General features: G+C 70.3%; 15 protein-coding genes. 3 read left to right on the forward strand and 12 right to left on the reverse strand.

Annotation, left to right across the window (positions count from 1 at the left end; translation table 11 throughout):
* Nucleotides 1-58: 58 nt before the first annotated feature.
* From F0Q34_RS15105 to F0Q34_RS15150, 10 genes are all read right to left on the reverse strand, one after another.
* Nucleotides 59-1,039 carry a Bug family tripartite tricarboxylate transporter substrate binding protein gene (locus F0Q34_RS15105; RefSeq protein WP_149813065.1) on the reverse strand — a complete coding sequence of 327 codons (981 nt, stop codon included), beginning with the start codon at nucleotides 1,037-1,039 and terminating at the stop codon, nucleotides 59-61.
* A gap of 41 nt (nucleotides 1,040-1,080) precedes the next feature.
* Entirely contained in the window at nucleotides 1,081-1,929 is an 849-nt protein-coding gene (locus F0Q34_RS15110; protein WP_149813066.1) for an FAS1-like dehydratase domain-containing protein, read from the reverse strand.
* A gap of 3 nt (nucleotides 1,930-1,932) precedes the next feature.
* Nucleotides 1,933-3,102 (reverse strand): acyl-CoA dehydrogenase family protein, encoded by a 1,170-nt coding sequence (locus F0Q34_RS15115; protein ID WP_241665508.1) that lies wholly within the window; start codon nucleotides 3,100-3,102, stop codon nucleotides 1,933-1,935.
* Nucleotides 3,103-3,116: 14 nt separating this feature from the next.
* Nucleotides 3,117-4,517, reverse strand: a complete 1,401-nt coding sequence (locus F0Q34_RS15120) for an MmgE/PrpD family protein (RefSeq protein ID WP_149813067.1) — start codon at nucleotides 4,515-4,517, stop codon at nucleotides 3,117-3,119.
* The gene (locus F0Q34_RS15125; RefSeq protein ID WP_241665509.1) at nucleotides 4,514-5,704 is read right to left on the reverse strand and encodes a CaiB/BaiF CoA transferase family protein; all 1,191 of its coding nucleotides are present in this window, start codon (nucleotides 5,702-5,704) and stop codon (nucleotides 4,514-4,516) included. The genes F0Q34_RS15120 and F0Q34_RS15125 overlap by 4 nt, the downstream gene beginning before the upstream one ends.
* A gap of 98 nt (nucleotides 5,705-5,802) precedes the next feature.
* The gene (locus F0Q34_RS15130; protein WP_149813069.1) at nucleotides 5,803-6,459 is read right to left on the reverse strand and encodes an ABC transporter ATP-binding protein; all 657 of its coding nucleotides are present in this window, start codon (nucleotides 6,457-6,459) and stop codon (nucleotides 5,803-5,805) included.
* On the reverse strand, nucleotides 6,446-7,240 hold the full coding sequence (locus F0Q34_RS15135; protein ID WP_149813070.1) for an ABC transporter ATP-binding protein: 795 nt from the start codon (nucleotides 7,238-7,240) through the stop codon (nucleotides 6,446-6,448). The genes F0Q34_RS15130 and F0Q34_RS15135 overlap by 14 nt, the downstream gene beginning before the upstream one ends.
* A complete protein-coding gene (locus F0Q34_RS15140; protein WP_149813071.1) occupies nucleotides 7,237-8,178 on the reverse strand; it encodes a branched-chain amino acid ABC transporter permease in 942 nt (313 codons plus the stop codon). The genes F0Q34_RS15135 and F0Q34_RS15140 overlap by 4 nt, the downstream gene beginning before the upstream one ends.
* Nucleotides 8,175-9,110: a branched-chain amino acid ABC transporter permease gene (locus F0Q34_RS15145; RefSeq protein ID WP_149813072.1), complete on the reverse strand. Its 936-nt coding sequence runs from the start codon at nucleotides 9,108-9,110 to the stop codon at nucleotides 8,175-8,177. Before F0Q34_RS15145 ends, F0Q34_RS15140 begins: the two co-directional genes overlap by 4 nt.
* Nucleotides 9,111-9,119: 9 nt before the next feature.
* Nucleotides 9,120-10,499, reverse strand: a complete 1,380-nt coding sequence (locus F0Q34_RS15150) for an ABC transporter substrate-binding protein (RefSeq protein WP_174242058.1) — start codon at nucleotides 10,497-10,499, stop codon at nucleotides 9,120-9,122.
* A 125-nt stretch (nucleotides 10,500-10,624) separates the two neighbouring features.
* On the opposite strand from F0Q34_RS15150, the gene F0Q34_RS15155 reads away from it, so the two are divergent.
* Entirely contained in the window at nucleotides 10,625-11,518 is an 894-nt protein-coding gene (locus F0Q34_RS15155; protein ID WP_149813073.1) for a LysR family transcriptional regulator, read from the forward strand.
* 22 nt (nucleotides 11,519-11,540) lie between these two features.
* Here the strand turns inward: F0Q34_RS15155 and F0Q34_RS15160 are convergent, their stop codons facing one another.
* Nucleotides 11,541-12,164 (reverse strand): FMN-binding negative transcriptional regulator, encoded by a 624-nt coding sequence (locus F0Q34_RS15160; RefSeq protein WP_149813074.1) that lies wholly within the window; start codon nucleotides 12,162-12,164, stop codon nucleotides 11,541-11,543.
* 229 nt (nucleotides 12,165-12,393) lie between these two features.
* Here F0Q34_RS15160 and ilvD point away from each other — a divergent pair, with 229 nt between their 5' ends.
* Entirely contained in the window at nucleotides 12,394-14,244 is a 1,851-nt protein-coding gene (gene ilvD, locus F0Q34_RS15165; RefSeq protein ID WP_149813075.1) for a dihydroxy-acid dehydratase, read from the forward strand.
* Between the two features lie 100 nt (nucleotides 14,245-14,344).
* Here ilvD and F0Q34_RS15170 read toward each other — a convergent pair whose 3' ends face one another.
* Entirely contained in the window at nucleotides 14,345-15,538 is a 1,194-nt protein-coding gene (locus tag F0Q34_RS15170; RefSeq protein ID WP_161600891.1) for an acyltransferase family protein, read from the reverse strand.
* Nucleotides 15,539-15,840: 302 nt separating this feature from the next.
* Here F0Q34_RS15170 and F0Q34_RS15175 point away from each other — a divergent pair, with 302 nt between their 5' ends.
* The gene (locus F0Q34_RS15175; RefSeq protein WP_161600892.1) at nucleotides 15,841-17,481 is read left to right on the forward strand and encodes a methyl-accepting chemotaxis protein; all 1,641 of its coding nucleotides are present in this window, start codon (nucleotides 15,841-15,843) and stop codon (nucleotides 17,479-17,481) included.
* Nucleotides 17,482-17,574 lie beyond the last annotated feature (93 nt).

Raw genomic sequence — 17,574 nt, forward strand, 5'->3', positions numbered from 1 at the left:
ATCCGGCCCAAAGGCCAGATGGGGCCAAGCACGCGGCCGCGCAGGCCCGCAAGCGGGATTATTCGGGCTTGATGCCGGCTTCCTGGGTCAGCTTGGCCCAGCGCGGGATCTCCCGCGCGATCAGGGCGCGCAGGGCGTCCGGCCCCCGCTGGTCGGGTGGCGTCACCTGGATCGCCATCTCCGCGAAGCGCGCCGCCAGGGCCTGATCGTCCAGCGCCTGGCTGATCGCCGCGGTCAGCACCTGCGCCTGGGCGTCCGGCAGGCCGGCGGGGGCGAAGGCGGCGTTCCACACGGCGATGTCGAGGGCGGGCAGCCCAGCCTCGGCGGCGGTCGGCACGTCGGGCAACTGGGGCAGGCGCTGCGGCACCGTGACCGCCAGCGGCACCAGCGTTCCGCCGCGTGCCTGCGGGATCACCGTCACGGCCTGGTCCACGATCACGTCGGTGACGCCGTTCATGGTGTCCTGCAAGGCCGGGCCGGCGCCGCGATAAGGCACCAGCGTGGCGCCGGCTTCCGTCGCGCGGTCGAACAGCAGCGCGCCCAGAAAGGACACCGATCCGGTGCCGGCTGTCGCCACCGTCAGCTGACCGCGATTGGCGCCGATCCATTGCCGCAGCTCCGGCAGGCTGCGCACGAAGCTGGGCTTCGCCGCCAGCACCATCGGGTTCACCGCGAACAGGCTGAGCGGCCTGAAGCTGGCCACCGGGTCATAGGGCAGCGACTTGTAGAAGGACGGGTTGGCCGAATGCGTGCCCATATGGCCGAGCCCGATGGTGTAGCCATCCGGCTCGGCGCGGGAGGTGCGCTGGGTGCCGAGGATGCCGCCCGCGCCGCCGACGTTCTCCACCGGCACCGGCTGGCCCAGGATGGCGGACATCTTCTGCGCCAGCAGCCGCGCCATCACGTCGGTGGGGCCGCCGGCGGAGAACGGCACCTGCATGGTGACCGGCCGTTGCGCCTTCCAGCCCTGGGCGCGCGCCACGGCGGGCAGCGCCAGCAGGCCGGAGGTTGCGGCGATCAACGTCCTGCGCTTCATCATGGTGGTCCTCCCTGGTGGTTCTTGTCGGGTGCAGGCGGGGATCAGGCGATGCGCGCTTCCCCCCGCATCGCCAGCCCGCCGGACGGGTTGGTGGCCCAGAGCGTGATCCGGCCTTCCGCATCCGGCGCCGTGCCATGCAGCGTCACCGGCGCGCCATCGAACAGCGGCGACAGCGCGCGGAAGGAGAAGGCGGTGACCGTGGCCTGCGGAAGCTGCCGCCGCACGAGGTCGAGCAGCAGCGTCGCCGTCAGCGGGCCATGCACGATCAGCCCGGGATAGCCTTCCTCCCGCGTGACGTAGTCGCGGTCGTAATGGATGCGGTGGCCATTGAAGGTCAGCGCGGAATAGCGGAACAGCATCACCGCGTCTGGCACGATCTGCCGCTGCCAGTCGCCCGGCGGCGGCGCGGCGGGAGCCGACTTCACCGCCGGCGTGTCGGCGGAGCGGTAGACGATGTCATGCTCCTCCGTCAGCAGCACGGCGTCCTGCCCGTCCTCGCGCAGCTCGTGCCGCACGGTGACGAAGATCAGCTCGCCCGAGGCGCCTTCGCGCCGCGTCACCTCGGCGATGGTGGAGGTGCGCGTCAGCGCCATGCCGACGCGCAGCGGCGCGTGGAACCGCAGCCGCCCGCCGGCCCACATGCGGCGCGGCAGGTGATGCACGGGCGGCAGGAAGCCGCCGCGCGCCGGGTGCCCGTCCGGCCCCAGCGAGGAATGGCGCGCCTGTGGCAGGAACAGGATCCAGTGCGCCAGGGGCGGCGCCGCGTCCCCGGCGGCGAAGGGCGGGTCGTCGCGGTCCAGCGTCGCCGCCAGGCGGTCGAGCGGGCCGGGCACAACCACGTCATGCTGCTGTTCCTGGCGGCCGACCCAGGCGGCGTAGTCGGTGGACATGGCTCAGTAGCTCCTGGGCATGCCGAGGACATGCTCGCCGAGATAGGACAGGATCAGGTTGGTGGAGATCGGCGCCACCTGGTACAGCCGGGTTTCGCGGAACTTGCGCTCGATGTCGTATTCCTCGGCGAAGCCGAAGCCGCCATGGGTGTTCACGCAGGCCTCGCCGGCGGCCCAGCTGGCCTCGGCGGCCAGCATCTTGCCCATATTGGCTTCCTCGCCCGGGCGCTCGCCGCGCTCGAACTTTTCCAGCCCCTTGTGGACGATGGCCTCGGCGGCGCGCATCTGGGCATAAGCCTTGGCAATGGGGAACTGCACGCCCTGGTTCTGCCCGATCGGGCGGTTGAACAGCACGCGCTCCTTGGCGTAGCCCACCGCCTTCTCGATGAACCACTTGGCATCGCCGATGCATTCGCTGGCGATCAACAGCCGCTCGGCGTTCATGCCGTCGAGGATGTAGCGGAAGCCACGGCCTTCCTCGCCGACCAGGTTCTCGGCGGGAACCTCCATGTTGTCGAAGAACACTTCGCAGGAATTATGGTTCATCATGGTGCGGATCGGCCGGATGGTCAGGCCCTTGTTCAGCACCGTGCGCATGTCCACGATGAAGGTGGACAGCCCCTCAGTCTTCTTCTGCACCTGCTCGCGCGGGGTGGTGCGCGCCAGCAGCAGCATCAGGTCGGAATGCTCGGCGCGGCTGGTCCAGATCTTCTGGCCGTTGACGATGTACTTGTCGCCTTCCCGCCGCGCCGTGGTGCGCAGCGCCGTGGTGTCGGTGCCGCTGGTCGGCTCCGTCACGCCGAAGGCTTGCAGGCGCAGCTCGCCGGAAGCGATCTTGGGCAGGTACTCGGCCTTTTGCGCGTCGCTGCCATGCCGCAGGATGGTGCCCATGATGTACATCTGCGCGTGGCAGGCGGCGCCGTTGCAGCCCTGCCGCTGCACCTCCTCCAGGATGGCGGCAGCGGCGGACAGGCCGAGGCCGGCGCCGCCATATTCCTCCGGGATCAGGGCGGCAAGGTAGCCCGCCTCGGTCAGCGCGTTGACGAATTCGGTGGGGTAGCCGCGCACCTCGTCCAGCTTGCGCCAGTATTCGCCGGGGAAGCGGGCGCAGAGCTTGGCCACTTCCTCGCGCAGATCGGCATGCGGGTCGTCGCGATGGCTCATCGCATCCATGGCTTGGCTCCTGTTCAGGCGGCGTGGCGCAGCAGGGCGGCGCCATCGTTGAGGCGGTCTAGGCGCAGCACCTCCTCGGCCAGGGCGGCGGCGCGCTCGGCGCCGATCACGGCATCGGCCAGCCCGGCGAACTTGCCGCGCAGCTCGTCCTCGTTGGGGAAGTTGGCGGGCTCGCCCTTGGGCACGATCACGGTGCGGGTGAACACCTGCCCGCGCGCCCGCAGCGTCAGCTTGCCGGACATGTTGGCCGGGAACTCGGCCTCGATCTCCGGGTCGTTCTCGCAGGCGATGCGTGGCATCAGCGTGCGGATCGCCGGGTCGTGCAGCGCCTTGTAGCTGTCCCAGTCCATCCGCCCGGTGGCCAGCGCGGCGGCGATCACGAAGGGACCGCTGAACTGCCCGTCCACGATGTTCTGCGGATCGGCCTTGCGCGCCGCGGGCTCGCCCACCAGCAGAAGCCCAGCGCGGGAAATGCCAAGGGTCGCCCCCTCGATCTCCTCCGGCCGCAGCGCCAGCTCCTCGCGCAGCGCCAGCGCCGCGTCGATGCCGGCATGGCCCCAGCGGCAGGATGGATAGGGCTTCACGCCGGTCGCCATCAGTTCGAAGACCTGGCCGAGGTCGCGCAGCGCGCGTTCCGGCACCGGCGCCGGGGCATAGGAGCGGAGGAAGCCGTGCTTGCCCTCCAGGGCGTTGGCGGCGCCCTTGAAGCCCTCGCGCGCCAGGGTGGCGGCGGTCAGCCCCGCCATGCCCGCCCAGCCCACCTGGAAGCGCTTGGTCCAGGCGCCATTGGCCAGGAATTGCAGGCTGCCGGCGCTCTGGCTCAGCGCGATGCCGAAGGCCGAGGCGATGGAAGCCGCGTCCAGCCCGAACACGCGCCCCGCCGCCGCCGCCGCCCCGAAGGCGCCGCAGGTGGCGGAAGGATGGTAGCCGCGGTCGTAATGCGCCCCGGCCGGCAGGGCCAGCGCCAGGCGCAGCGCCACCTCGTAGCCGGCGACGATGCCGGCCATCACCTCGGCGCCGGATGCGCCCACCATCTCGGCGGCGGCCAGCGCGGCGGGGATCACCGGGGCGCCGGGATGCACCACGGCCTCGGCATGGGTGTCGTCGAAATCGAGCGAATGGCCGAGGGTCGCGTTGATCAGCGCGGCGCCGGCCGGCGCATAGGTCGCGCTGTCGCCGAAGACGCGGCTGCTGCCATGGTCGAGCCCGAGGGCGCGCACCGCCGCCAGCAGAGCCGGGGTGCTTTCCGCGTCATGCCGCGCCCGCACCGCATTGCCCGCGAGGTCGAGCACCAGCAGCCGGGTGCGCGCCACCACCTCCGGCGGCAGCGCGGCAAGCGTCACGCCGGCGGCGAATTCCGACAGGCCGGCGGTGACGGGGGATTCGGGCGCCGCGCTCACGTCGTTCGGGCTCATGGCTGCGTTTCTCCACTATGGTCCTGTTGCCGGCCGGGGGCCGCGAACTCGGCGCGGATGGCGGCGCTGTGCTCCCCGATCGCGGGAACCGGTCCCAGCGCCGGGGCGGCGCCATCGGCGAGGGCGGGCGGCGCGACGATCGAGGCCATGCCGCCCGGCGTTTCCACCGGCACGCGGCGCAGCGCCGGATGGCCGGGAAGGTCGGGCAGCTCATTGACGAAGCCGAAGGCGGTGCGGGCGCGGTTGAGGCGCTCCGCCGCCTCGGCGCGGCTCAGCGCGCCGAGGCGGGCCGCCACCAGCGCATCCACCTCGGGCCGGTTGCCGACGCGGGCGTTGTTGCTGTTGAAGCCGGGGCGCGTGGCCAGCCCGGCATCCTGCAGCACCACCTCGCAGAACTGCGCCCATTCGCGCTCGTTCTGGATCGAGATCAGCACCAGGCTGCCATCGGCCGTCGGGAAGGCGCCATAGGGGCAGATGGAGGGATGCGCGAGGCCCACGCGCTGCGGCACCTTGCCCGTGCCTTCGTAGTAGAGCAGCGGCACGTTCATCCAGTCGGCCATGCCGTCGAACAGGCTGACCTCCAGCTTGCGGCCCTGCCCGGTGATGCCGCGCGCGATCAGCGCCTCCAGCACCGCCGCATGCGCCGCCATGCCGCAGGCCACGTCGCAGACCGAGACGCCGACGCGCCCGGGCCCGGCGGGATGCCCGGTGATCGAGGCCAGCCCGCTTTCCGCCTGCACCAGCAGGTCATAGGCCTTCATGCTGGCATAAGCGTTGTTGGCGCCGTAGCCGCTGACATCCACGGTGATCAGGCGGGGATAGCGGCGGCGCAACTCGTCCGAGCCGAAGCCGGCCCGTTCCGCCGCGCCGGGCGCCAGGTTCTGGATGAACACGTCGGCGCCTTCCAGGATCCGGTGCAGCAGCGCCGCGTCCTCCGGGTCCTTGATGTCGGCGACGAGGCTCTGCTTGCCGCGGTTGAGCCAGACGAAATAGCTCGACAACCCATGCACGGCGGCATCGTAGCCGCGTGCGAAATCGCCTTCCGGCCGCTCGATCTTGATGACCCGGGCGCCCGCATCGGCGAGGCGGGAGGAGCAATAGGGCGCTGCCACCGCCTGTTCCAGCGTCACCACCGTCAGCCCGGCCAGCGGTCCGTTCTGGAGCCCGTTCTGCTGGGGCGCGCTCACGCGAACGGCCCCGGCACGCTCCGCGCCAACAATTTCGCCGCAACCCTTATCGTGCTCGTCATGATCCATTTCCAGGTCTTGCTTGGCGGGAAGCGCCGTCAGGCGGCGGCGATTTCCCCGCGTTCGATGACAAAGGTGCTGTCCACCAGGGAACGCAGAAGATCGGGGCTGCTTTCGGTGATCAGGATGGCGACATCCGGCAGCGCGCTGCGCAGCCGCCCCAGCGCCTCGGCGTAGCGCAGGGCGAGTGCGGGGGCGAGGCCCTGGAAGGGCTCGTCCAGCAGCACGGCGCGGGTGCCCACCATCAGCGCGCGGCCCAGCGCCACCATCTTGCCCTGCCCGCCCGACAGCCCCGCGGCGCGGCGCGGCGCGAAGTCGCGCAGTTCCGGCAGCAGCGAATAAACCGCCTCCAGCCGGCGCGTGATCTCGCTGCCCGGCAGGCCGAGCACCTGCGCCGGCAGCAGCATGTTCTCCCGCACGGTGAAGGCGCCGAACAGCTTGCGCTCCTCCGGCGCGTAGCCGATGCCAAGACGGGCGCGGTGATGCGCCGGCAGGGCGGTGCAGGGCTTGCCGTCCAACGCCACCTCCCCCGAACTGGGCGCCAGCAGCCCCATCAGCGTGCGCAGGGTGGTGGTCTTGCCGGCGCCGTTGCGGCCGATCAGCGCCACCCGCCCGCCCGGCGGCACCGCGAGCGAAACGCGCCGCAGCACCGGCGCCCCGGCGATCTCCACCGACACGCCGTCAAGTCGCAGCATGGGCACCCTCCTTGCCGGTCCCGGCGCCATCTCCCACGGGCGCCACGCCAATGACGTCGCGCAGCACGGCGGGATCGTTCAGGATCTGCTGCGGCGGTCCCAGCGCCATGATCTTGCCCTGGCCCCACACCGCGACCCGGTCGGCGAAGCGCGCCACCACCTCCATGTCATGCTCCACGAACACGGCGGTGACCCTGGAATCCCGCAGCACGCGCGTCAGGGTTTCCACCACCGCCATCTTCTCGGCCGAGGCGACGCCGCTGGTGGGCTCGTCCATCAGCAGCAGGCGCGGCTTCAGCGCCACCGCCATGGCGATGTCGGCGAGCTTGCGCGCGCCCTCGTTCAACGCGTCGGCGCGGCGGTCGGCCAGCGGCAGCAGGCCGAAGCGGTCCAGCAATTCCTCCGCCTCGGCGCGGAAGCGGCGTTGCAGCAGGGGGGCCAGCGGCGCCCATGGCCCGGCCCGCGCGGCGATGGCGAGGGCGGCGTTCTCCAGCACCGTGTGCTCGGTGAAAAGCTGCGGCAACTGGAAGGAGCGGGCGATGCCGGCCTTGACGATGCGGCGCGGCTTCAGCCCGAGGATCGGCTGCCCGTCATAGGTGATGCTGCCGGCCTGCGGGCGGAGATAGCCGGTGGCCATGTTGATGAAGGTGGTCTTGCCGGCGCCGTTCGGGCCGATGATGGCCAGGAACTCGCCTTCCATCACGTCCAGGTCGATGCCGTCGGCGGCCTTCAGGCCACCGAAGGCGATGCGCAGCCCGCGGGCGGACAGGAGCACGCTCATGCCGACCTCCGCCGCGCCAGCAAGGCGCGCCCCATGCCCCACAGCCCGCCGGGCGCGAACAGGATCACCAGCAGCAGCACCAGGCCGAGGATCATCTGCCAGGCATCGGCCACCAGGGCGGCGGCATAGACCCGCGTCAGCTCATAGGCGACCGCGCCCAGGAAGGGGCCGAACACGCTGCCGGCGCCGCCCAGGATGGCGATGAACACCAGCTCGCCCGAGGCCGTCCAGTAGGCCAGGGCCGGGGTGACGTGGCGGGTGGTCATCGCCAGCACCGCGCCGCCGCAGCCGGCCATCAGTGCCGACAACACATAGGCGGCGAGCAGCACGCGGCGCCCTGAGATGCCCATGAACTCCAGCCGCGTTTCGCGCGTCTTGATGCCGGCCAGGGCCTGCCCCATGGGGGAGGCGAGATAAGCGCGGATCAGCGCGCCGAAGCCCAGGGACAGCAGCAGCGCCAGCACCAGCATGGCCCAGCCCTGCGCCTCGTTGGACAGGGTCTGGCCCGCGAAGGTGGTGGGCGGCAGGCGGATGCCGTCCGTGCCATGGGTGATGGCGTAGAACTTCTCCAGCACCGAATAGAACACCATGGACAGCGCCAGGTTCAGCATGCCGAAGAAGATCTCGCGGTAGCGCACCACGAACAGCCCGACCACCAGCCCGAGCAGCGCCGCGCCCAGCGCCGCCAGCGGCAGCAGCACCAGGGTTTCTGGCACCACCGATGCGCCGAAGGCCACGGCATAGGCGGCGAAGGCGAGATACAGCGCGTGCCCGAAGCTCACCTGCCCCGCGCGCAGCAACAGCAGGATGCCGAGCACGGCGAGGCCCTTGGCCAGCGCGATCGTCATCACGAAGCGCAGCCAGGGCACGGCCCAGGCCAGCGCCAGCACCAGCGCGGCGCCGATCAGCGCCAGCAGGATTTCCGTGGAGCGGCTCATATGCGTCGGGTCTCCGGCGTGCCGAACAGGCCCTGGGGCCGGATCAGCAGCACCAGCACCATGATGATGTAGGGCACCACCACCTCCAGCTCCGGCTCGAAATACACGGCGAAGGCGCGGCCGAGGCCGATCAGCAGGGCGGTGACCGCCGCGCCCTCCACCCGGCCGAGGCCGGCCGTCGCCACCACGGCGAAGCTCAGCACAATGGTCTGCGCCCCCACGCCCGGCACCAGCGAGGCGACGGGGGAGGCGAGCGCGCCGCCCAGCGCCGCCAGCGCCGCGCCCGCGGTGAAGGTCAGCAGGGTCACCTTGGCGGCGTCGATGCCCATGGCGCGCGCCGCCTCGCGGTCCTCGGTGACGGCGACGATCATGCGCCCGGCGAGCGTCCGGCGCAGGAACCAGGCGAGGCCCACCAGCGTCAGCAGGGCGATGCCCGGCAGCACGAAAAGCTGGTAGGCGGTGAAGGGAATGGTGTCGGCCCCGAAGGGGATCTCAACATTGCCGAGCAGCCGCACCGGCGTGTCCGACACCACGGGCTGCACGCCCCAGACCAGCTTCTGCAGATCCTCCAGCACCATGAACAGGGCAAAGGTGACCAGCAATTGCAGCACCGGCTCCTGCCCCTCGACCCGGCGCAGCAGCAGGCGCTCGATCACCGGGCCGAGCAGCACGCCGACCAGGGCGGCCGCCACCACCAGCGCCGGCAGCGACAGCCATTCCGGCAGGCCGCGCGACGACAGGAACAGGCTGAGCGAGGCCGCGGCATAGCCGCCGATGGCATACAGGCTGCCATGCGCGATGTTCAGGATGCGCAGCACCCCGAACACCAGGTTCAGCCCGACCGCCACCATGAACACCGCCGCCGCGTAGGACAGCCCGTCCAGCGTGGCGAGGCCGAGCAGCAGCCCGTTCTGCGAAAGCCAGTCCCCCATCGGCCTGCCTCAGGGCTTGTAGGCGACGGGTTGCGGCAGGGCCTGCACCATGTCGGGCTTCAGCGTCTTCAGCCAGTCGAGGCTCTTCTGCCCCACCGGCGCCGTCACCGAGGCGGCCGGGAACACCACCATGTCGGTCATCACGGCGAAGGGGTATTTGTCGGTGTGGAGGGTGGTGCCGATCAGCTGGTCCTCCAGCCCCTGCCCATCCTCGCGGATGCGGACCGAGCCGGTGAGGGAAGGGAATTCCAGCCCCTTGAAGGCCGCCGCCAGCTCGGCATCGGTGGGCCAGGCGCCGCCCTTGGCCGCGATCGCCTTCTCGTAGGCCGCCTTCATGGCGAACACCGCCTGCGCCATGTGGTGCGTGGAATAGATCGGGTAGGTGTTGAAGCGCTTGCGGTAGTTCTCGGTGAAGCGGGCCAGCAGCGCCGGGTCGCGCGGGCTCGGGTGCAGGAACCAGTGGTCGCCGCGCGCGCCGATGATGTGGCCGGCCGGCAGCGACTTGCCCACCCGCTCCAGCGAGGATTCCGCCAACGGCAGCACGAAGGTGGAGCGCTCGAACAGCTTGCGGTCGAAGGACTGGCGGATGAAGGCATCCAGGTCGCCGCCCCAGGTGGTGGACAGCACCACATCCGGGCGCAGCGCCAGCAGCCGGGTGATCTCGGTGGAGAAATCGGTGGCGCCGAAGCGCGGGAACAGCTCCGCCGCGACGCGCACCCCGGGCTTCAGCGCCTGCAGGCCGGTGCGGAAGATGTCCCAGGAATCGCGGCCCCAGGCGTAATCCTGGTTGACCACGGCGATGGAGCGGAAATCCGGCTTGGCGCGCAGCAGGTAGAGCAGCGCCGACAGCACCTCGGGCGTCGCATTGGCCTGGGTGCGGAAGGCGTATTCGTATTTGCCGTCCTCGAAGATGCGCTGGGTGCCGCAATCCCACAGCAGGGTGGGGCGCTTCATCTCGTCCGACAGCGGCGCGCAGGCCAGGCAGTCGGCGGAGGAGATGCCGGCGAAGATCAGGTTGACGTTCTCGCTCTGCACCAGCCGGCGGTACTCGCCGACGAAGTGATCGACGCCGGGACCTTCATCGACAAAGATCGGGCGCACCTTCACGCCGCCGATGCCGCCCGCCTCGTTCAGCTCGTCGAACAGCATTTCCGCGGCCTGCCGCCCCGGCACGCCGAACACGCTGGAAGGGCCGGACAGGAAGGTGGCGATGCCGACCTTGATCTCGGCGGGCTTGCTCGCCTGCGCCTGGGCGCTGCGTCCGGCCAGCGCCAGGCTGCCAACGCCGCCCATGGCGCCGAGCAGCGCGGCGCGGCGCGTGACCGGCCCCAGGACATGTCCGCTGCCCGGCTGCGACAACGCAGGCGGAGCTACGATCTTGGCGACCATCCCCATCTCTCCCCAGAAATTCTTTGTCTTTGCTCCGGCGCGTCCAGGCGCCGGGCGATGAACTCTGCCCTCGACCATCCGGCCTGTCCAATATATTGAACCCCGGCTAGCCATAGGGCAGACATATGGAACTGCGTCACCTTCGCTACTTCGTGGCGGTCGCGGAGGAACTGAACATGACGCGCGCCGCCGCCCGCCTCGGCCTGGCGCAGCCGCCCTTGAGCCAGCAGATGCAGCAGTTGGAGCGGCTGGTGGGCGTGACGCTGTTTCACCGCCTGCCGCGCGGCGTGGCCCTGACCGAGGCGGGACAGCGCCTGCTGCGCGACGCCCGCTCCATCCTGGCGCAGCTTGACCAGGCCGCCGACAACGCCCGCGCGGCGGCGCGCGGGGAACTGGGCACGATCCGCATCGGCTTCACATCCTCGGCCTCGTTCAACCCGTTCGTCACCCGCGTGATCCGCGACTTCCGCGCCGAGTTCCCGCAGGTCGGCGTGCAGCTGATGGAGGAGAACACGGCGGCGCTGCTGGCGCGCTTCCGGGTCCTGCAACTGGACGCCGCCTTTATCCGCCCGGCGGCGGCCGAAACCGAGGGGCTGGAGGAGGAGGTGCTGTTCCACGAGGAGATGCTGGTCGCCCTGCCGGTCGGCCACCGCCTCGAGGCGTGGTCCGCCGTGCCGCTGGCGGAGCTGGCAACGGAAACCTTTATCCTCTACCCGCGCCGCAATGGCAGCGCGCTGTATGACGCCATTGTGGGCGGCTGCCTCGCCGCCGGCTTCAGCCCGCAGATCGGCCAGGAGGCGCCGCAGATGGGCTCCACCGTGACGCTGGTGGCGGCGGGCATCGGCATCTCCATTGTGCCGGCCTCGATGCGCCACCTCCACACGCCCGGCGTGACCTATCGCCCGATCGAGGGGGATGCCCCGCGTGCGCCCATGAGCCTGGTGCTGCAACGCCGCGCCGCGCCGGCGGTGACGGCGGCCTTCCGCGACCTGGTGCGCAGCCGCCTGCACACCGCCTGAGGCGCAAGCCCGGGCGCCGGGCTCAGCGCGGGATCAGCGCGCCCATCGCCTGGTCGGCGGGATCGTCGCTGGCGGCCAGCCCGGCCGCCACGCCCTCCCGGTCGGCCTCGCTGCGGTTCTGGCTCAGCTTGCGCTTGCCTTCCAGCCGCGCGATCGGCAGGCGCAGGCCGACAATGCCGCGCAGTTGCGCCCGCACGAAGCTTTCCGGCGCATCGGCCACGGCCCAGGGCATGGCCCGCCCGGCTTCGTGTTGTTCCGTGAGGCGGCTGACCACGGCCAGCAGCCGCCCAGGGTCCTCGAAGAACTCGATGGGGCCGGTGGCGTGGACGGTGACATAGTTCCAGGTCGGCACGACCTTGCCGCTTTCCGCCTTGGTGGGATACCAGCCGGGCGAGACATAGGCGTCCGGTCCCATGAAGATGGCCAGGGCCTCCCCGAGGGCGGGCTGCTTCCATTGCGGGTTGGCGCGGGCCAGATGGCCGTACAGCACGCCCTGCTCGCCTTCGGCTTCTTCCAGGAACAGGGGCAGGGGCGTGGCCAGCAACCCCTCCGCGGTGGCCGTGACCAGGTTGGCCAGCCGCGCCGCGCGGATCGCCCCGTGCAGGCTGGCAAGCTCGGTGTCGCGGAAGGCGGGAGGCACATACATCGGGACGGCTCCTGGGAAACGGCGCTGGCGGGTGGAACAGAGAACCATGCCTGCTGCCGCCCGGGTAAGGTCTTCCCGCGCCGCCGCCATGCCGCAGGGGCAGGGCGCCTGTTCGTCCACAAGGATTGGCTCCATGGGGCCAAGGGCGCTAAACCCGCAATGAACCGGCCGCGCAGCCTTGAACGCGATGGCCGACACCGGCTTCCCTGCCCGCTGGAGGAACATCACCATGCCCGCCTACCGCTCGCGCACCACCACCCATGGCCGCAACATGGCCGGCGCCCGCGGGCTCTGGCGCGCCACCGGCATGAAGGACAGCGATTTCGGCAAGCCGATCATCGCGGTGGCCAACTCCTTCACCCAGTTCGTGCCCGGCCATGTCCACCTCAAGGACCTCGGCCAGCTGGTCGCGCGGGAGATCGAGGCGGCCGGCGGCGTCGCCAAGGAATTCAACACCATCGCGGTGGATGACGGCATCGCCATGGGGCATGGCGGCATGCTCTACAGCCTGCCCTCGCGCGAGCTGATCGCGGATTCCGTCGAGTACATGGTGAATGCCCACTGCGCCGACGCGCTGGTCTGCATCTCCAACTGCGACAAGATCACGCCGGGCATGCTGATGGCGGCGATGCGCCTCAACATCCCCGTGGTGTTCGTCTCGGGTGGGCCGATGGAGGCCGGCAAGGTGGTGCATCGCGGCACCAAGCGGGCGATCGACCTGATCGACGCCATGGTGGCCGCCGCCGACAGCACCGTCACCGATGCCGAGGTGGCGGTGATCGAACGCTCGGCCTGCCCGACCTGCGGCTCCTGCTCGGGCATGTTCACCGCCAATTCGATGAACTGCCTGACCGAGGCGCTGGGCCTGGCGCTGCCGGGCAACGGCACCGTGCTGGCGACCCATTCCGACCGCCGCGGCCTGTTTGTCGAGGCGGGGCGGCTGATCGTCGATCTCGCCCGCCGCTATTACGAGCAGGACGACGCCACGGCCCTGCCGCGCAACATCGCGACCGTCGCCGCCTTCGAGAACGCGATGACGCTGGACATCGCCATGGGCGGCTCCACCAACACCGTGCTGCACCTGCTGGCGGCGGCGCAGGAAGGCGAGGTCGACTTCACCATGCGCGACATCGACCGGCTGTCCCGCCGCGTGCCCGTGCTGTGCAAGGTGGCCCCCGCCGTGGCCGACGTCCATGTGGAGGATGTCCACCGCGCCGGCGGCATCATGGGCATCCTGGGTGAGTTGGACCGCGCCGGGCTGATCAACCGCGACGTCCACACCATCCACACCGCCACCATGGCGGATTCGCTGGAGCGCTGGGACCTGAAGCGCACCGAAAGCGCCAGCGTGCGCGACTTCTTCTGCGCGGCGCCCGGCGGCATCCCGACCACCGAGGCGTTCAGCCAGTCCGCCCGCTGGGAGGAGCCGGATCTCGACCGCGAGAAGGGCGTGATCCGCGACCTCGACCATGCCTTCTCCAAGGATGGCGGCCTGGCCGTGCTGTATGGCAACCTGGCCGAGGATGGCTGCATCGTGAAGACGGCCGGGGTCGATGCCTCGATCCTGACCTTCCACGGGCCGGCCCGCATCTTCGAAAGCCAGGACGCGGCGGTGGAAGGCATCCTGGGCGGCCGCATCGTGCCGGGTGACATCGTGCTGATCCGCTACGAAGGCCCGAAGGGCGGCCCTGGCATGCAGGAGATGCTGTACCCGACCTCCTACCTGAAGTCGAAGGGGCTGGGGAAGGCCTGCGCCCTGGTGACGGATGGCCGCTTCTCCGGCGGCTCCTCCGGCCTGTCGATCGGCCATGTCTCGCCCGAGGCGGCGGAAGGCGGGCTGATCGGGCTGGTGCAGGATGGCGACCAGATCGAGATCGACATCCCCAACCGCTCCATCGTGCTGGCCGTGCCGGCGGAGGAGCTGGCGGCGCGGCGCGAGGCCATGGAAGCCAAGGGCGCCCAGGCCTGGCATCCGGAAAACCGTGACCGCGTGGTGTCGGCGGCGCTCCGGGCCTATGCGGCGCTGACCACCAGCGCGGCGCGCGGCGCGGTGCGGGACGTGGATCAGCGGCGCCGCTGAAAAAGAAACCCGGCCGGGCTTCCGCCTGGCCGGGTTGAGGAACGGGTGAGGCGCCGGAAGCCGGCGCCCGCATGGAGCGGCGAAAGCCGCTCTTTTGCTGTCAGGAGGTCGCCGTGCTCAGTCGGCCATGGGCGGCCGGGAGGCTGGCCCGGCCATTGAACAGCATCATCAGCACCGGGCTGCGGCGGACGATCAGGTGGAAGCCCCAGGACAGGGCGACGGCCGCCACCGAGATGATGGTGAACTCCACCATCGCCGGCCATTCAACGCTCAGGAAGGCGAGGCCGAGCCAGCAGACGAACACCACATGCACCAGGTACATGGTCATGGCGCCTTCCACCATCGCGCGGGACAGGGAGGTGGAGCGGTCCAGCCACATCCGTGCCGCCGACAGCAGCAGGTGCGAGAACAGGATGCCGACCATGGGCCACAGGAAATAGGTGAGCAGGCGGCTGGCATCGTCCTCCTGCGGCTGGAACACCGCCATGGTGATGGCGGATGCCACCGCCAGGGCCCAGATCGACCAGCGCGGACGGGTGAAGGCCTCCAGCCAGGACAGGCGGTAGGCCAGCAATGTGCCCGCCAGGAACACCAGGCCATAGGCGACGAACTGGCCGGGAACGAAGATCTCGTTGAACATGTAGCTGACGCCGGCCAGCGCCGCGACGCCGGCGAAGCCCACGGACGCCACGCCCGTGGCCAGCACAGCGAGCCAGCCCACCACCGGGTGCCGCTCCACCGCATCCAGGAACATGTTCAGCCCGCGTTCCAGGCGCAGCGGCCCGCGCAACTGCCACAGCCCGGCCAGCAGCACGCAATACCCCAGGAGGTACATCAGGAACCAGAGATGCACCGTCCAGTTGAGATCCGGATTGCGCATGGCGGCCAGCAGGCCGGGAATGGCATTGTCCCAGCCGCCCTGGCCGATGGCGGTCGGGATCACGATCATCGGGCTGATCAGCACCAGCGCCGCCACAAGCGGCACCCCCACGCGCCAAAGGCGCCCCTTCAGCCAGGTGCTCGCATCGTAGCGGCGGATCATCAACATGCCGAAGAAGCCGGCAAGCAGAAAGAACACCGACATGCGGAAGGTATGGCTGAACTGCAACGCCCAGGTCAGCCCCTCGGACTTGTCCGGGGAGTCGATGATCCAGGGGGCGTGCGTCGCGTAGATCAGCCCCACATGATAGGGGATGCCGATCAGCATGAGGATGGCCCGCATCTGGTCGAGGTAGTTCCAGCGCTGTGAGCCACCGGCACTGGACGTCCGTGGCGGGGGCGGCGTTGCGCTCATGGCAGAGACGCTCCTTCCCAAGGCGGTGTGTGAAACATCGTAAACAAGGTTAACAGAACTTCTGTGTCGTAATTTAACAAACGGCCCAATTTTTGTCCGGCGCCTGTTCAACATTTGTTATGTGGGGCAGTCGTCGCCAATCCTGGCTCCGCTTTCATCCTTTCCTTACCATGGCCGTGCAGATTGCGGGCGGAAACCTGGACGCCGGTCTGCCCCCAAATGCCGGCGGCCTCAAGGAAGGGGATATCACCTTCATGTGGGCTCGACTTGGCCAATCCTTGGGTATGCGGCTTTACGGGCTGATGGGCCTTCTTGCGGTGACGGCGTTTGGCAGTGCCCTTGTCGGGGGCTGGGCCCTGGGCCAGTTGCAGGCCCTGGCCGGCGAAGCCGGGCGGGCGGCGCTGGCTGCCCAACTAGCGGAGCGGGTGAATGGCCACATCTTCGCCGTGGTGATGGAAAGCCGGGGCATCTACCAGGCCCGGGACAGCCAGGATGCGCGCCGCTTCGCCGCCCCGCTGGAGGAAACCCTGCGCCAGCTGGACGCCGATCTTGGCCAATGGCGTGCGCTGGTGCCCGCGGAAGGCCGCGCCGCCTTTGCCCAGGTTGAAGCCGCCGCCGCCGAGTTCCGCCGCTTCCGGCGGGAAACCATGCGCATCGGGCTTGAGCAGGGACCGGCTGCCGCCGATCTCCAAGGCAACAACGAAGCCAACCGGGCCAATCGGCGGGCGCTGAACACGGCGCTGGACGCCAGCGCGACGGCCGCGCGCAATGAGGCAGCGCAATTGTCGCGTGAACTGGAGCAGGCGGGCGACCGCCTGTCCCTGCTGCTTCTGCTGGGCGTGGCGGGCATGGTCGCCGTGATGGCGGGCGCCGTGGTGCTGACGGTGCGCCGTTCCATCCTGCGGCCCTTGCATCAGATGACGGGCGGCCTGGCCCGCATGGCGGAGGGCGAACTGGCCGTGGCCATTCCGGGCGGCGAACGCGCGGACGAGGTCGGCACGCTGGCCCGGGCCGGGGAAAGGCTCCGGCTGAGCCTGCGGCAGGCCGAGGCCCTGGAAGCGGAGCAGGCGCAGCAGCGGGAGCAGCAGCAACAGCGCGGCCAGAAGCTGGATGCGCTGACGCAGGGGTTCGAGACATCGGCGGGGGAGCTGGTCGGGCTGCTTTCGGCCGCGGCGACGGAGCTGCACGCCACGGCCCAATCCATGACCGGCAGTGCCGGGACGGCCACAAGCCAGTCCCAGGCGGTGGCCAGCGCGGCGGAGGCGGCATCGGCCAATGTGCAGACGGTGGCCGCCGCCGCCGAGGAACTTTCGGCGTCCATCGCCGAGATCACCCGACAGGTCGCGCAATCCGCCCAGGTGGCGGGCCGCGCCGCCGCCGATGCCCGCCGCACCGATGAAACGGTGCGGGCCCTGGCCGCCGCCGCCGCGCGAATCGGCGACGTGGTGCAGATGATCGCGGATATCGCCGGCCAAACCAACCTGCTGGCGCTGAACGCCACCATCGAGGCGGCGCGGGCGGGCGAGGCGGGCAAGGGCTTCGCCGTGGTGGCCTCCGAGGTGAAGAACCTCGCGTCCCAGACCGCCAAGGCGACGGAGGAGATCGGCAGCCAGATCGGGCAGATCCAGCAGGTGACGCGGGAAGCGGTTTCCGCCATCACCGAGATCGCCGCCACGATCGACGAGGTGAACCAGATCGCCGGCGCCATCGCCGCCGCGGTGGAGGAACAGGGCTCCGCCACCCAGGAGATCGCCCGCAACGTGCAGCAGGCCGCGTCCGGCACCCAGGCGGTGACGCGCAACATCGGCCAGGTGAGCGAGGCGGCGGAGGAAACCGGGCAGGCTGCCGGAGACGTGTTGCAGGCGGCCGGCGAATTGTCGCGCCAGTCGGAACGGCTGCGCAGCGAGGTGGCCAGCTTCCTGACCGAGGTGAAGGCCGCCTGACCCAGGATGTCGTGCAACGCCAGCCCTCCTCCTGGCGTTGCAGGCCGCATGAACCCGGCGGGCTGACGGCCATGCCGGCCCATGCGTCCATGG

The organism is Teichococcus oryzae (genome assembly GCF_008386565.1).
In the GTDB taxonomy this organism is placed as follows: domain Bacteria; phylum Pseudomonadota; class Alphaproteobacteria; order Acetobacterales; family Acetobacteraceae; genus Pseudoroseomonas; species Pseudoroseomonas oryzae.